Here is a 13,842-nt window from a genome sequence, read left to right on the forward strand (position 1 = left end):
GCGGGCGGCCATGATGCTGCGCGTGTGCAGCTACAACATCCACAAGGGCTTCTCGCAGTTCAACCGCCGCATGGTGGTGCATGAACTGCGCGAACGCCTGCGCAGCCTCGACGTCGATCTCGTTTTCCTGCAGGAAGTGCAGGGCCTGCACCTGGGGCACCCGGCGCGCCACCCGGAATGGCCGCTGCAGCCGCAGCACGAGTTCCTCGCCGAGGACGCCTGGCAGCAGACCGCGTATGGCGGCAACGCGGTGTACGACCATGGCCACCACGGCAACGCCATCCTCAGCCGCCACCTGATCCTCAGCACCGCCAACCAGGACGTCTCCGACCACCGCTTCGAGCGCCGCGGCCTGTTGCACTGCGAAATCGAGCTGCCGCGGTTCGGGGGGCCGGTGCACTGCGTGTGCGTACACCTCGGGCTCATCGCCGGCAGCCGGCGGCGGCAGATGGCCGCGCTCGCCGAGCGCATGGAGCAACTGGCGCCGGGCAATGCGCCGCTGATCATCGCCGGCGACTTCAACGACTGGCGCAACCAGGCCGACGCGCTGATCGGCCGTCGGCTCGGTCTTACCGAAGTCTTCGGCCGTGGGCGGCCGGCGCGCAGCTATCCGAGCACCTTGCCGCTGTTCCGCCTCGATCGCATCTACGTGCGCGGCTTCCGCGTCCGTCAGGCGCAGGTGCACTACGGCGCACCGTGGGCGCAGATTTCCGATCACGCCGCGCTCACCGCCGACCTGGAGCCGGTGTCCTGATGCGCTTCCTGGCCGGCAACGCGGTGGCGCTGCTGGAAAACGGCGAGCAATACTTTCCCGCGCTGGAGTCGGCGATCGACCGCGCCTGGTGCGAGATTTTCCTGCAGAGCTACATCTTCGAGAACGACCGCATCGGGCGGCGCATCGCCGCCGCCCTGTGCCGCGCGGCCGGCCGCGGCGTGGTGGTGCGGCTGATGGTCGACGGCTTCGGGGCACGCAGCTTCGTCGCCGGGCTGATGCCCGAGCTCGCCGCGGCCGGGGTGCAGGTGCTGGTCTATCGCCGCGAACTGCGCCCCTTGTCGCTGCGCCGCCACCGCCTGCGCCGCCTGCACCGCAAGCTCGTGGTGGTCGATGGCCGGGAGGCCTTTGTCGGCGGGATCAACATCGTCGACGACTTCGAGCCGGGGGGGGGGGCGCATCCGCGCTACGACTACGCGGTGCATGTACGAGGGCCGCTGCTCGAGCCGATCGTCGCCTCGGCCCACCGCCTGTGGCGGCTGGTGGCGTGGGCAAGCTTTCGCCGGCGCGAAGACCTTCCCCTGCTGGCGCCGCCGCACAGCGTTCCCGCCGGTACCATCCGTGCTGCCTTCGTGCTGCGCGACAATCTGCGTTACCGGCGCGCGATCGAAGACGCCTACCTCGAGGCGATTGCCCGGGCCGAGACAGAAATCGTGATCGCGAACGCCTATTTTTTCCCCGGTCGGCGCTTTCGCCAGGTGCTCGCCGAGGCCGCGGCGCGCGGAGTGCGCATCACCCTGTTGCTGCAAGGCTTGTCCGATCACCCGATGCAGGCCTACGCCACCCGTGCCCTGTACCCGTTCTTCCTCGAACGCGGAATCGGCCTGTTCGAATACCACCGCAGCCACCTGCACGCAAAAGTCGCGGTGATCGACGGCCGCTGGGCCACCGTGGGCTCGAGCAACATCGACCCTTTCAGCCTGCTGATGGCGCGTGAAGCGAACGTCGTGGTCGATGATGCCGGCTTTGCCGGCGCACTGCATGCGAGCCTGGATGCCGCGATCCGCTCCGGTGCCCGGGAACTGAAAGCCGCCGACTGGCGCCGTCAGCCGATCCTGGCGCGCGCCTTGAGCTGGCTGTCCTACCAGCTGCTGCGGCTGGCGATCGGGATCGCCGGCTACGGCGGCCGGCACTGAAGTGCTCAGCGCGCGAGCAGGCGCGCATGCTCGATCTTGGTGCAGCGATCCATCACCACTTCGAGGCCGGCGGCAGCGGCCTTGGCGGCCGCTTCCGGCGCGATCACCCCGAGCTGGAACCAGACACTGCGGGCACCGACGGCGATCGCCTCGTCGACGACCGGCATCACCTCCTCAGGCTTGCGGAAGATGTCGACGATGTCGATCGGCTGGGGAACGTCGTGCAGGCTCGGATAGCATCGTTCGCCCATGACTTCATCGTGGAGCGGATTGACCGGGAGGATGGTGTAGCCGGCGGCGCGCAGATAGTGCGCCACTTCGTTGCTCGGCCGCGCGGGCTTGGGCGAAAGGCCGACGACCGCGATGTTGCGGCTGTCCTGGAGCAGGCGGCGGATCGCTGCGGGATCGGCGCTGATGTCGTTCGGGTGCATTGTGGCGGGTCCTTGGGCGAACGGTTCGGGAGGCGGGCGGCAGGTCCGGTCACGGCGGGGCATCGAGCCTTGCACGGGGGCCGCCGCACTCGGGTTCAGTAAAAGCCGCTGGCGACGGCCTGGCGGCAGCGCGGCACGGCAGAAAGCGACCAATGGGTTTGCGCCCAGTGCCACAGCTCGGTGAGGGAGGCGTGGGCGAGGGTGTCGGGGGGATTGTGGCCGAGAAAGCGCAGTGCGGCCACCAGGGCGACGGCTGGAGCCCGGTCGCCGATGGCGCGCGCCAGCGTCTGCTTGGAGAGCTTTTCGCCGGCGGCGTTGGTGGCCAGCGGCAAATGGGTGTAGTTCGGCCGCGGCGCGCCGAGCAGGCGCTGGAGGTGGATCTGGCGGGCGGTCGAATCGAGCAGGTCGGCGCCGCGCACCACGTCGGTGATGCCGGCAGCGGCGTCATCGACCACGACCGCGAGCTGGTAGGCGAACAAGCCGTCCGCACGCCGGACGATGTAGTCCCCGGCGTCGGCGGCGAGATCGACCTCCTGCGGGCCTTGCACCGCGTCGACGAAGTGGATCCGTCCGTCCGCGCGCACGCGCCAGGCGCGTGCGCTGCGCCCGGGCGGCAGGCCGTCGCGGCAGGTGCCGGGATAGCGGTGCGAGCCGTCGCGCGCGGCCGGGGCGGCGGCCAGATCGCGCCGGGTGCAGGCGCAGGGGTAGGCGAAGCCGCGCGCCTTGAGCTGCTCGAGCGCGGCTTCGTAGGCTTCGCCGCGGCGGCTTTGCCAGACGGGGGCCTCATCCCATTCGAAACCGAAGCGTTCCAGCGTGGCGAGAATGTCCTCGGCGGCGCCCGGGACGCAGCGCGGCGCGTCGATGTCCTCGATGCGCAGCAGCCAGCGCCCCTGGTGACTGCGTGCCTCGAGAAAGCTGCCGACGGCGGCGACCAGCGAGCCGAAGTGCAGCGCCCCGGTGGGTGAGGGAGCGAAGCGGCCAGCATAAAGGCGGGGGCTGAAGGTCATATGCGTATGGCGTGATCGGGGCCGCGTCACGACACGATCTATTTGATGCCCATCAAGTCAATTGCCGTCGATAATTGCTAGTGTCCGAAAGATTCGCCGTGCACATGCGGCGATCGAACATGATAAAACGGAGATTATCCATGAACAAATCCCCCTTCCTCCTCGCCGCGGCGGTTTCGGTCCTGCTGGCCGCATGTGGTGGTTCCGATTCGGGTGCGCCTGCCGCGCCTGCTGCTGCCCCCGCGCCGGTCGCGGCCGCGCCGGCCGCTCCTGCCGCCCCGGCCAATGCCGCAGGCGAAGGGGTGTACAAGAAGGTCTGTGCCCTGTGTCACGCCGCTGGGGTGGCCGGTGCACCGATGCCGGGCAACAAGGACGAGTGGGCGCCGCGCATCGCCCAGGGCGAGGAAACGCTCTACAAGCATGCGATCGAGGGCTTCACCGGCGAGAAGGGGATGATGCCGGCACGCGGTGGCGGCACCTCGCTGAGTGACGACGAAGTCAAAGCTGCGGTCGACTACATGGTGGCGAAGTCGAAGTAAGCCGGACGCGTTTCCCGGTTGTAGCGCGAACAGGGCCCTGCGGGGCCCTGTTCGCGTTGACGGTCAGGGCAACACAGCGGCACCGGCGTCGCGGCGCCGTGCCGGCCTTCAGTGGGTGTGATGGGTGTGGTTGGCGTTGCGCAGGCCGTCGACGACTGCGGGCTCCACTTCGTCGAAGCGCAGCAGGCGGCCGCCGTGTTCGGCGATGAAGGCCTGGGCGGCGGCTGCGTCGGCGAAGGCGGGCAGGTCGGGGCCGCGCATCGGACCGCGGATGCGGGAGCCGAGGACGAAGCGTGCCGTGTGCGCATCCAGCCAGCGGCCGTCGCCGAAATCGGTCACGTAAAGCGCGGCGCCTTCCCCGGCGTCGCGCGTCGAGCCGAAACGGCGGGGATCGGCGAGGAACATGAACAGGTCGACCGGCGAATCGAAGAAATGGGCGGCGCCGTCGGCGAAGATCAGCTGCGCCGCCCAGCGCGGGAAGCGCGCGGGGTACATGCCGCACACCGCGCAGCGGGCATCGGTCGGGATCGGGCGCGCTTCATGGATGCCGCGCCCGGAGGTGGGGTCGTAAGGGTGGGCGGAAGGCCGGGTCGCCGGCGGAACCACGCAGACATCGTCGATCGACGGCTCGAACGCGTTCGCCGCACGCTGGCCGTGCTGCCAGAACAGCGTGGCACCGGCCCCCGCCGCGAGCACGGCGCCGGCGAGCAGCAGCCTGCGCACCGGGGCGCGGCCGCTCACTGGCCGCCACCGCCGAGCTGCGGATCGTGCAGCAGGGCGGCGACGAGCCGGCGCAGGTTGTCCTCCGGGCGGGCGTCGGTGCGCGTGACCGGATCGGCGACGACGCTGCCGTCGGCACGGTGGAAATGGTTCGGCACTGTTGCCAGCGCGGGATGGGTCGGCGCGGTGTCGATGCCCAGTTCCACCCCCGCGGGGTCCGGGCCGCTGCGCCAGCGCAGTGAATAGGCATCGGCCGCGGCATAGCGGACAGTCAGCGCGACGTCGTTGTTCAGGTCCAGGATCAGGGCGTCCTGGGTCAGCCGCGGCGGGCAGGCGAGGGCCTCGGCGCAGTCGGCGGCGATGCGTTCGGCGAGGAAGGGATGCAGGTTCATCGGCCGTTGACCTCCTGCAGGCGCTGGGCCATGGCCTGGCGTGCGGCCTGGTGCGTGTCGGTGAGGATGCGGGCGGCGAGGTAGTGCTCGTAGGCCGGGTGCTCGGCCAGTTCGCCGGCGGCGATGCGCTCGATCAGTTGTGCGGGATCGTCCGCCCCGGCGGCGGCGAGCACCGCGCGGCGGTTTTCCCGCGTCTCGTAGATCAGGCGCGCGAGCTGCTGCACTTCGGCGGCGGTGTCCGGTGAAAGGGCGTCGTAGATGGAATTCATGATCTTTACATCCTCTGGTCGTGGAGGGCGCCGCCGTCGAGGACGACCCGGTCGGGAGTAACCTCGTCGAAACGGAGGACGCTGCCGCCATGTTCGGCGGCGAAGGCTTGCGCATCGGCCTCGCGGGCGAAGGAGGCGGCGGTCGGGCCCATCGAACCCAGGCGCTTCGAGCCGAAGACGTAGAACGCGGCCCTGGCGTCGATCCAGTGGCCCTGCGGGGCGTTCCAGTCGGCCTGGCCCATGTCCTGGACGAAGATCGCCGCGATGGCCCGCGCCTGTTCCGGGTTCAGGTAGATGTTGAACATCTCGACGGTGTCGCAGAACCAGTCCGGCTCGGCCACGCCGGCATAGTGGATCTGCGCCTTGGGGCCGGGGTAATCGGCGAGCAGCATGCCGTCGAGGGCGCAGCTGGTGCCGCGCTCGATTTCGAGGGCGACGACCGTGGCCTTGCCGCCGTCGCCCTGGCCGCAGGCGGCGAGCAGGCCGCTCGCCGCGGCGGCGAGCAGGAAGCGGCGGCGGGAAAGGCAGCGCTGATGGGTGCACATGAAGAGGTTCTCCGTTTCTCGTGGGGTGGGGGCTCAGCGGCGGAAGCGCCAGGCGGCGAGTGCGAGCGGGCCGACGATCCAGCCCGCCATCACCGCGCCGAGCAGCCCGGGGCGGGCCAGCGCCGGCGGGAACACGGTGGACAGCCCGTACAGGGTGCGCACGTCGTCGAGGCTGAAGATGTTGAGGATGCGGAACACGTCGGCCGGGTTCAGCAGCAGCGCGTAGGGCAGGAGCTCGCCGCCCCACTGCCCGCCGCTCAGCACCAGCGCGCCCAGCAGCAGCAGATCGAATACGAGCACGAAGAAGAACCACAGCGCGATCGCCAGCCCCGAGGCGCGGGTGCGGTCGGCGGCGAACACCGACAGCATCACCGCCAGGCTGAGGAAGGCACAGCCGAGCAGCACCGAACTAGCCATGAAGCCGACATAGTGGAAGAGCGCGGCGAGGTCGAGTTGGGCGGACAGCACCAGGCCGACGAGGCCGAAGCCGGCTACGGTGGAGAAGGCCAGCGCCGCGGCGAGTCCGAGGTATTTGCCCAGCAACAGCTCGCCGCGGGTGATCGGCATCGACAGCAAGAGCTCGAGCGAGCCGCGCTCGCGCTCGCCGACGATGGCGTCGAAGCCGAGCAGCAGCGCGATCAGCGGGATCAGGTAGATCACCAGGCTGACCAGGCTGGCGATCGTGACCTCGATCGAGCGGAAACCGACCGCGCCCTGCTGGGCCGCGCCGAAGTAGGCGATTGACAGCGCGAACGCGGTGAACACCAGCGCCACCGCCAGCACCCAGCGGTTGCGGATGCGGTCCCAGAATTCCTTGCCGGCGATGGCGGCGATCTGCGCGAACTCCATGCCTGCTCCTTTCAGTCGGAAAAGCCGAAGAACACGTCTTCGAGCGAAGGTTCGTGGACGCTGAGATCGAGCACTGTGCCGCCCAGGCCGGCGAGCGCGGCGATCACCGCCATCTTGGCCTCGCGCCGGCACTGCACCGCGACGTGGTCGTCGCGCGCCTCGACCGCGCCCACCGGCAGGTGGCCGAGCGCGGCGCGCACGGTCTCGAAGTCGGCCGGCGCCACGCGCACCGAGAACCACAGTGGCAGATCCATCTGCTCGCGCAGCGCCTGCACCGTGCCGCTGGCCTGGACCTTGCCCGCGGCCATGATCGCCAGGCGGTCCACGCGCTCCTGGATCTCGGCGAGGATGTGCGAGGTGATGACGATGGTCACGCCTTCGCTCTTCAACTGGCGCAGGATCGCGTAGAAGCCGCGGATCGCCTCCGGGTCGAGGCCGGTGGTGGGCTCGTCGAGGAACAGCAGTTTCGGACTGCCGAGCAGGGCCTGGGCGAAGCCGAGGCGCTGGCGCATCCCTTTGGAGTATTCGCGGACGCGCCGGCGGGCGGCCTGCTCCAGGCCGACGCGCTCGAGCAGGTGCAGGTTGGCGGTGGGCGGCACGCTCTTCAGGCGGGCGAAGAGCTGCAGCGTCTCGAGCCCGGTGAGGTTGTCGTAGAGGACGACGTTCTCCGGCAGGTAGCCGATCTTGCGCCGCACCGCGCGGAATTCGCCGCCGGTGCCGCCGCCGACGCGGGTGCCGTCGATGCGGATCTCGCCCGCGGTCGCGGGGATCAGGCCGAGCATCATCTTGAACAGCGTGCTCTTGCCGGCGCCGTTGTGGCCGATCAGGCCGAACAGCTCGCCGCGGCGGATTTCCAGATCGACGCCGTCGACGGCGCGGATCGGGCCGTAGTGCTTGTGCACGCCGCGCACCGCGATCAGCGGTGCGGCGGCCTCATTGGGGGCGGGGGAAGTGTCGGCCACGCCATTGGCTCCAGTCGGGGTTGTGCGGCAGCATCCGCGGTTTCGGGTCGACGATGCTCGGTGCGCGCAGCAGCGGGAACTGCTGGCCGACCAGGCGCAGGGTCTGCACCGCGGGGCTGGCGAGCAGCAGCTTCATCAGCGGGTGGCGCCAGGACAGGCGGTCGACGAGGTCGCTGGCCTCGTAGCGCACGTCGCCGACGCCGTCGCCGTCGCGGTCCCAGCCCAGGTAGTTGCTCCAGTAGTTGCCTGCCTGCTCGCCCCAGGGCAGGTCGCGGGCGCCGACGTAGCGCACCTGCTCGCGGTTGAGGATGAAGTCGTTGCCTTCCACTTCGTTGTTCTTCGAGCCCGCCCACAGGTGCACGCCGACGACGTTGTCGACCACGGTGTTGCCGCGCAGGGTGTTGTATTCGGCGTCGTAGATGAAGAAGCCGCGCTGGTTGCCGGCGACGACGTTGCCTTCGATGGTCGAGTCCTGGATCGTGCGCAGCATGATGCCGTGGTCGGAGTTGGCCCATGCGCGGTTGTTGCGCACGGTCAGCCGGCGCACCTCCATCAGCGCCAGGCCGCCACGGTTCATCCAGGTGTCGTTGCCTTCCCAGATGTTGTCGTAGGCGTTCATGTAGTGCGTGCCGTAGCGGCTGTGGTGCAGGCGGTTGGCGCGGAACACGGCGTCGTGCGAAACATCGACGTAGAGCGCGTCGCGCACGAAGCTGATGTTGTTGCCGATGATCCGGGCGCGGTGGGTGTTGTAGAGCTGGATGCCGTTGCCGCGCTGCGAGGACTGGTAGTCGCGCTTGCCGGTGATCAGGTTGCCTTCGATCAGCACGTCGTTGGCCTTCTCGATCCACAGGCCGAACAGGTTGTAAGTGAGGTCGCAGTTGCGCACCACCGTGCGGTGCGAGCCGGGGAAGACGTAGATGCCCGCGTTCTGGTCGCGCAGGCTGTCGCCCGAGTCGGACACGATCAGGCCTTCGATGGTGACGTCCTCGGCGGTGATGCGGATGGTGTCGCCCTTGAGGCCGCCCGAGATCGTCGGCCGGTCGAGTCCGCGCAGGGTCAGCGGCTGGGTGATGCGCAGGTTCTCGACGTAGCGCGCGCGCTCGATCTCGACCACGTCGCCGGGCTGGGCGCGCTCGATCGCGGCCTGGATCGACTCGCCCGCGCGCACGCGCAAGGTCGCGCCCAAGGCGTCGCCGCCGGCGACGAGGCCGAGCGCGGCAAGGAGCAGGCCGGCTGCCAGCACGCGCAGGCGCCGGCCGTGGTTCAGGGGCATCGGCGGGCTCAGAGCAGCAGCAGGCCGGCCGATTTCAGCCCGATGAACAGCGCCGCGCCGATCAGCAGATTCTTGAAGCCGACGTAGCACACCATGTCCATGCGGCTGGCGCGGCGGTAGCGCCTCCCCCACCACGGGCCTTCCTTGACGTAGGGCTTGGCGCCGAGGCGGGCGAGCACTTCGAACACGCTCCAGCCGAACCACCAGCCGATGATGGCGCCGGCGCTGAGCTGGCCCATCGCCGCGAGGATCCAGGCCACGCTCGCCGCCGCGGCCAGCGCCAGGCTCGCGGCCTGCACCGCACGCTGGCGCTGGAAGCCGGTTCGACTCCATGGCCACAGATGGTCCCAGGCCTCGGCGGCGAGCCGCTTGAGCAGGCTGCCTTCGGCTGCGTAGGGAGGCTGGACCGGTTCGGTCAACATGCGCGGATCGACCATGTTTCTCTCCTTGCCGGATCAGGCGTTCGGCGCCCGCGTGGGCACGGGCGTGATCGGGATGTAGTAGCCGTCGGCCCCGATCGGCGTCAGGGTCTGGCCGGACTTGGTGCGGCGCTTGCGCTCGTCGGCCAGCGGTGGGCAGACATGGTTGTCGGTGTACAGCACCATGCAGTCCAGGCACAGCATGCATTCGCGGTGGTCGATGCGGCCCTTGTCGTCGATCGCGAGCGAGCCGCAGCCCTTCGCGCAAGCCTTGCAGCTGTCGCATTCCTGCTTGCGGCGCAGACCGAACCAGCGGAAGGTCGAAGGCATCGCCAGGGCGGCGCCGAGCGGGCACAGGTACTTGCAGAACGGGCGCTCGATGAAGATCGACAGGCCAAGCAGGCCGGCGGCGAACAGGGTGTAGGGCCAGCTGCGGTTGAACAGGCCGACGAGGAAGGTGGTCTTGAAGGGCTCGACTTCGGCGAGCTTCTCCGCCAGCCCGATCGAGAACATCGACACCGCGAGCAGGCCGAAGAACACGCCGTACTTGACCCATTTCAGGCGGTTGTGCCATTTCATCGGCAGTGCGAACTGGAAGCGCTGCAGGCCGATCGCACGCGAGACCTTGTAGATCATCTCCGACAGCGAGCCGAACGGGCACAGCCAGCCGCAGAACAGCCCGCGGCCCCAGACGAACACGGTGACGATGATGAAGATCCAGAACAGGAAGATGAACGGGTCGGTCAGGAACAGCTCCCACTGCCACTGGAACAGCAGCGAGTGGAACCAGGTCAGCACCTGGGTGATGGAGGGCTGGGCGAGCAGGCCGAAACCGACGAAGCCGATGCTGATGATCCAGGCGCCGTACTTGAAGGCGTTGACCGGCCACCTGTTCTTGCGCGTCGAGCGCCGGGTGAGCGTGTCGCGCTTCGCATAGACGGCGGCGACCGCCACCAGCAGCGCGGCGAACACGGCGATTTCCACCGCGCGCGTCTTCCACACCCGCACCCAGGGGGCGTCGGGTTTGTTCACCTCGGGGCGGCCGCCTTCGAGGTAGCGGTCGGCGAGCCAGTACTCGGTGTCGAAGTTCACGAAGGTGCGCGCGCCGGTCTCGCGGTCGACGCGGTTGCCGAGGAAGATGAACTTCCACGGGAAGGCGCCGGAGAAGGCCGGGGAGCGCACGATGAAGATGCCCGACTCGCTGAAGGCGGGGGCGCCGGCGGCGCTGACGCCGTAGAGGTTGAGGTAGTCGAGGTCGCGGAAGGTGAACGCGTCCTGGCCCTGGCGGATCTGCACGCGGTCGTAGATGCCGCCGCGCACGAAGCCCGAGCCCTTGAACGACTCCCGGCCGCCGCTGCGGATCACGAACAGGGCATGCTCGCCTTCGGCCAGGCGCGACATCAGCGAACGCCAGCCGGCTTCGCCGAGGATCGCCCGGCCGATCTCGGGGTGGTTCAGGTAGCCGAACCACAACTCGATGAACGGCGTGGCGCTGCGCTCGAGGCCGACCTGTTCGGGCCTCACCGTCAGGCGCTGGACGGCGCCTTCCTTGACCAGCGTGGCCCAGTCGAGCTGGCGGCCGGCATCGGCGAAGCGCGCCTGCGGGCGGATGGTCGGCTCGAGGATGCCGACCTGGCGGGCGACCGCCGCGCCCGAGGTCATCATCACCTGGTTCTGGGCGATGACGGTGACGGTGGCGCCGGAAATGGCGTCCAGGCCGATGATGTCCTCTTCGGGGCGGGAGCGGCCGATCTCGATGTTGTCGCCGACGAACTTGCCCAGGTACTGCTCGTTGAACTTGATCAGGGACGACTCGGGAATGCCGAGCAGCAGGATCGGCTCGGAGTGCTTGAGGATCTTGACGCCGACGAAGCGGCCTTCGGTGTTCATGCCGATCAGCGTGACCACCGGCTTGCCCGAGTAGGCCGGGGTGTCGGTGATGTCGGTCGACAGCATCACATAGCCGAGCAGCTTGCGCGTGCCGTTTTCTTCCGCATAGCCCTCGACGTAGCGCGGCTGGCCCTTGCGCTCGGAGAAGTGGGTGGCGCCGGGCAGGACTTCGCCGCAGGGGACGTAGTCGCACAGCGCGGGAGTCGTGCTCAGCTCCGGCGGCAGATGGGCCTCGTAGGCGCTTTGGGCGTGAACGGAGGGGGTCGCCACCGCGACGAGGGCGAGGGCGGCCGCGCAGGCGGCGCCTCGCAAGGCGGTGAACAGCTTCATGATGCGCTCCATAAGGAAAGTATGATGGAGTCTAAGAAACAGGGGGAGCCATTGTAATTGTTCGCGATCAATTCACCCCTGTCGCGGTAAGGCCATAAGTACAAAGCACACAAGGGGCTTGCGCCCCTTGTGTGCTCGGCGGACTGGGAAGCGGGCCGGCTTAGGCTTCGACGATCATGCGCGAGCGCATTTCGAGGTGGAGGGCGTGGCAGAAGTGGGTGCAGTAGCACCAGAATACGCCCGGCTTGTCGACCTTGAAGGTGACCGACTTGGTTTCCTGCGGGTTGCAGATGAAGTTGATGTTGTACTTCGGAATGGCGAAACCGTGGGTCAGATCCTCGATCTTGTCGAGGTTGGTCATGATCAGGGTGACTTCGTCGCCGACCTTGAGCCTGAACTCGCGCGGCTCGAACGCCGGCGCCATCGAGGTGATCTTGACCGTGACCTTGTTGCCGTCGCGGAACACGCCGGCTTCCTTCGGGTCCTTGATTGCGAGCGGGAACTCGTTGAGGTCGTAGACCTGCTTGGGCTGCAGCAGCTCGCGCTTGAAGATGATGAAGTCGTGCGGTTCGGGGCGGACCGGGTGGTCGGCCACCAGCACCATCTTCTCGCCCGAGATGTCGACCAGCTGCTCGGTCTCGGCATGCAGCGGGCCGACCGGCAGGAAGCGGTCCTTGGAGAACTTGCAACCTACCGCCAGCCACTGGCCGTCGGCGAACATGGTTTCCGACTGCGAGGCGTTGATGTGGCCGGGCTGGTAATGGACGTCGAGGCGGTCGACGACGTACTGGGCGTTCTTGTCGCCGGCGTGGAATTTGATCGCTGCTTCCACGTTCCACTTGACGATCTGGCTGTCGAGGAACAGCGTGGTGTAGGCGTTGCCGCGGCCGTCGAAGGCGGTGTGCAGGGGGCCGAGGCCGATTTCGACTTCGGCGACGATCGCCTTGTCGAGCTCGTCGAGCTTGCCGTCGAACCACTCGAGCACTTTCGCCAGTTCGATGACGGTGCCGGTGGGCGAGAGCTTGCCGGCGCAGATGAAGTACTTGCCGTCGGGCGAGGCATTCACCCCGTGCGGGTTCTTCGGTACGGTGACGTAGGCGGTGAGCGCGGTCGCCGGGTCGGCGTTGGCGGCCTTGGTGCCGTCGACGACCGGCACCTTGGAGCTGCCGTAGGTCTTGAACTTGCCGTCCTTGACCGCCTGCTCGATGCGGGCGATGTTGAAGAACAGGCAGGCGTCGCGCTCGGCCGACATCATGTCTTCGTAGCGCGCGCCGCCTTCGGTGTTGTACTGGTTGGTGGCGGCGAGCTTGCCGTCGAACGAGGTGGCGACGAGGTCGCAGTTGCCGTCGATCAGCACCTGCCAGCGCACTTCCATGGATTCGGCGTCGACGCAGGAGAACAGCGTGCGGTATTTGTCCAGGCTGTCGAGGTCGCGGCCGTCGTTGGGCAGGGGGGTATGGAATTCGGCGCCGCAGAACACGCGCGTGGTGTAGTTGATCGCCGGGTCGACCGGGTCGCGCTTGTCCGGGAAGATGCCGTGGAAGCCCTGCACGTTGGGCAGTTCGGTGATCTTGTCGCAGATGAAGTAATCGAGACGGATGCGGGCGATGCGGCTGTTGATCTTGTCGTTGATCCAGGCGTAGCGGCCGTCGTAGTTGCCGTCCTTGTACGAGGCGTGGGTGTGGTGGGTGTCGGCGACGGTGTATTTCAGGCTGCCGTCGGCCTGGGTGCCCATGACCGCCTTGGACTCGTTGGTGATGCCCCAGCCGATCAGGGGGTCGGCGTTGAAGCACGGCACGCGATGCAGTTCGCGTCCGGAAGGCAGGCCGAGGACGCGGAAGTCGCCGGTATGGCCGCCCGACCACAGGCCGTAGTAGGTGTCGAGCTCGCCCGGCTTCAGGTGGGGTTCCCGGTGCGCGGCGGCGGGAGCAGCGGCGGGGGCGGCGGGAGCGGCCGGCTTCGAGCCCGACTCGTTGTTGCAGGCCGACAGGCCGACCGACAGGCCGGCACCGGCGAGGCCGGCCAGCGCCGCGGTGTTCAGAAACTTGCGCCGGCTCGGATCGGGCATCGCCTCGGCCGTGTTCATTCTTGTTTCGTCCATGATTTGATTGCTCCCGTGTTCTACGTGTAATCGGTGTCTCGCCCAGGGGACAATTGCGATTTCTGCGCTCCCCGTGCCGAACGGTCCGCGCAGTGTACCTGTGGCACATTGTCCTGTGGCGTTTTGTCGCAGCGTGGATTCTAGAAAGATGGGATTCGGTAAACCTTGATATAACGCAAACACCAGACCCAGGTCTCTGCAACGACA

At 68.2% G+C, this 13,842-nt stretch carries 15 protein-coding genes; 3 read left to right on the top strand and 12 right to left on the bottom strand.

Annotation, left to right across the window (positions count from 1 at the left end):
- The first annotated feature begins 10 nt into the window (after positions 1–10).
- Together Tchl_RS02745 and clsB are read left to right on the top strand one after the other, a co-directional pair.
- On the top strand, positions 11–754 hold the full coding sequence (locus tag Tchl_RS02745) for an endonuclease/exonuclease/phosphatase family protein (protein ID WP_075147037.1): 744 nt from the start codon (positions 11–13) through the stop codon (positions 752–754).
- The gene (gene clsB, locus Tchl_RS02750) at positions 754–1,908 is read left to right on the top strand and encodes a cardiolipin synthase ClsB (RefSeq protein WP_075147038.1); all 1,155 of its coding nucleotides are present in this window, start codon (positions 754–756) and stop codon (positions 1,906–1,908) included. Before Tchl_RS02745 ends, clsB begins: the two co-directional genes overlap by 1 nt.
- Positions 1,909–1,913: 5 nt before the next feature.
- Here the strand turns inward: clsB and Tchl_RS02755 are convergent, their stop codons facing one another.
- Entirely contained in the window at positions 1,914–2,339 is a 426-nt protein-coding gene (locus Tchl_RS02755; protein WP_075147039.1) for a CoA-binding protein, read from the bottom strand.
- A 95-nt stretch (positions 2,340–2,434) separates the two neighbouring features.
- Positions 2,435–3,346: a tRNA glutamyl-Q(34) synthetase GluQRS gene (gene gluQRS, locus Tchl_RS02760; protein WP_075147040.1), complete on the bottom strand. Its 912-nt coding sequence runs from the start codon at positions 3,344–3,346 to the stop codon at positions 2,435–2,437.
- Positions 3,347–3,486: 140 nt separating this feature from the next.
- Between gluQRS and Tchl_RS02765 the strand changes: the two genes are divergently transcribed.
- Entirely contained in the window at positions 3,487–3,885 is a 399-nt protein-coding gene (locus Tchl_RS02765; protein ID WP_075147041.1) for a c-type cytochrome, read from the top strand.
- 108 nt (positions 3,886–3,993) lie between these two features.
- Here the strand turns inward: Tchl_RS02765 and Tchl_RS02770 are convergent, their stop codons facing one another.
- From Tchl_RS02770 to nosZ, 10 genes are all read right to left on the bottom strand, one after another.
- Entirely contained in the window at positions 3,994–4,626 is a 633-nt protein-coding gene (locus Tchl_RS02770) for a nitrous oxide reductase accessory protein NosL (protein ID WP_075147042.1), read from the bottom strand.
- Entirely contained in the window at positions 4,623–4,997 is a 375-nt protein-coding gene (locus Tchl_RS02775) for a hypothetical protein (protein WP_075147043.1), read from the bottom strand. The genes Tchl_RS02770 and Tchl_RS02775 overlap by 4 nt, the downstream gene beginning before the upstream one ends.
- Entirely contained in the window at positions 4,994–5,266 is a 273-nt protein-coding gene (locus Tchl_RS02780) for a hypothetical protein (protein ID WP_075147044.1), read from the bottom strand. Before Tchl_RS02780 ends, Tchl_RS02775 begins: the two co-directional genes overlap by 4 nt.
- Before the next feature lie 5 nt (positions 5,267–5,271).
- Positions 5,272–5,811, bottom strand: coding sequence for a nitrous oxide reductase accessory protein NosL (locus tag Tchl_RS02785; protein WP_075147045.1), 540 nt, complete (start codon positions 5,809–5,811; stop codon positions 5,272–5,274).
- 33 nt (positions 5,812–5,844) lie between these two features.
- A complete protein-coding gene (locus tag Tchl_RS02790) occupies positions 5,845–6,660 on the bottom strand; it encodes an ABC transporter permease (RefSeq protein WP_075147046.1) in 816 nt (271 codons plus the stop codon).
- A gap of 11 nt (positions 6,661–6,671) precedes the next feature.
- The gene (locus Tchl_RS02795; RefSeq protein ID WP_075147047.1) at positions 6,672–7,622 is read right to left on the bottom strand and encodes an ABC transporter ATP-binding protein; all 951 of its coding nucleotides are present in this window, start codon (positions 7,620–7,622) and stop codon (positions 6,672–6,674) included.
- Complete coding sequence (locus Tchl_RS02800) at positions 7,594–8,895, bottom strand: nitrous oxide reductase family maturation protein NosD (RefSeq protein WP_075147048.1); 1,302 nt, start codon at positions 8,893–8,895, stop codon at positions 7,594–7,596. The genes Tchl_RS02795 and Tchl_RS02800 overlap by 29 nt, the downstream gene beginning before the upstream one ends.
- 8 nt (positions 8,896–8,903) lie before the next feature.
- Positions 8,904–9,332 (bottom strand): transcription regulator, encoded by a 429-nt coding sequence (locus tag Tchl_RS02805; protein WP_075147049.1) that lies wholly within the window; start codon positions 9,330–9,332, stop codon positions 8,904–8,906.
- Between the two features lie 18 nt (positions 9,333–9,350).
- Positions 9,351–11,534: a NosR/NirI family protein gene (locus tag Tchl_RS02810; protein ID WP_075147050.1), complete on the bottom strand. Its 2,184-nt coding sequence runs from the start codon at positions 11,532–11,534 to the stop codon at positions 9,351–9,353.
- A 160-nt stretch (positions 11,535–11,694) separates the two neighbouring features.
- Complete coding sequence (gene nosZ, locus Tchl_RS02815) at positions 11,695–13,635, bottom strand: TAT-dependent nitrous-oxide reductase (RefSeq protein ID WP_075147051.1); 1,941 nt, start codon at positions 13,633–13,635, stop codon at positions 11,695–11,697.
- Positions 13,636–13,842: the final 207 nt, after the last annotated feature.

This window comes from Thauera chlorobenzoica, from assembly GCF_001922305.1.
In the GTDB taxonomy this organism is placed as follows: domain Bacteria; phylum Pseudomonadota; class Gammaproteobacteria; order Burkholderiales; family Rhodocyclaceae; genus Thauera; species Thauera chlorobenzoica.

Bases quoted from the DNA above. Each gene is read 5' to 3' on its own strand.
- Tchl_RS02745 (WP_075147037.1), top strand. From the start codon at position 11: ATGATGCTGCGCGTGTGCAGCTACAACATCCACAAGGGCTTCTCGCAG.
- clsB (WP_075147038.1), top strand. From the start codon at position 754: ATGCGCTTCCTGGCCGGCAACGCGGTGGCGCTGCTGGAAAACGGCGAG.
- Tchl_RS02755 (WP_075147039.1), bottom strand. From the start codon at position 2,339: ATGCACCCGAACGACATCAGCGCCGATCCCGCAGCGATCCGCCGCCTG.
- gluQRS (WP_075147040.1), bottom strand. From the start codon at position 3,346: ATGACCTTCAGCCCCCGCCTTTATGCTGGCCGCTTCGCTCCCTCACCC.
- Tchl_RS02765 (WP_075147041.1), top strand. From the start codon at position 3,487: ATGAACAAATCCCCCTTCCTCCTCGCCGCGGCGGTTTCGGTCCTGCTG.
- Tchl_RS02775 (WP_075147043.1), bottom strand. From the start codon at position 4,997: ATGAACCTGCATCCCTTCCTCGCCGAACGCATCGCCGCCGACTGCGCC.
- Tchl_RS02780 (WP_075147044.1), bottom strand. From the start codon at position 5,266: ATGAATTCCATCTACGACGCCCTTTCACCGGACACCGCCGCCGAAGTG.
- Tchl_RS02785 (WP_075147045.1), bottom strand. From the start codon at position 5,811: ATGTGCACCCATCAGCGCTGCCTTTCCCGCCGCCGCTTCCTGCTCGCC.
- Tchl_RS02790 (WP_075147046.1), bottom strand. From the start codon at position 6,660: ATGGAGTTCGCGCAGATCGCCGCCATCGCCGGCAAGGAATTCTGGGAC.
- Tchl_RS02800 (WP_075147048.1), bottom strand. From the start codon at position 8,895: ATGCCCCTGAACCACGGCCGGCGCCTGCGCGTGCTGGCAGCCGGCCTG.
- Tchl_RS02805 (WP_075147049.1), bottom strand. From the start codon at position 9,332: ATGGTCGATCCGCGCATGTTGACCGAACCGGTCCAGCCTCCCTACGCA.
- Tchl_RS02810 (WP_075147050.1), bottom strand. From the start codon at position 11,534: ATGAAGCTGTTCACCGCCTTGCGAGGCGCCGCCTGCGCGGCCGCCCTC.
- nosZ (WP_075147051.1), bottom strand. From the start codon at position 13,635: ATGGACGAAACAAGAATGAACACGGCCGAGGCGATGCCCGATCCGAGC.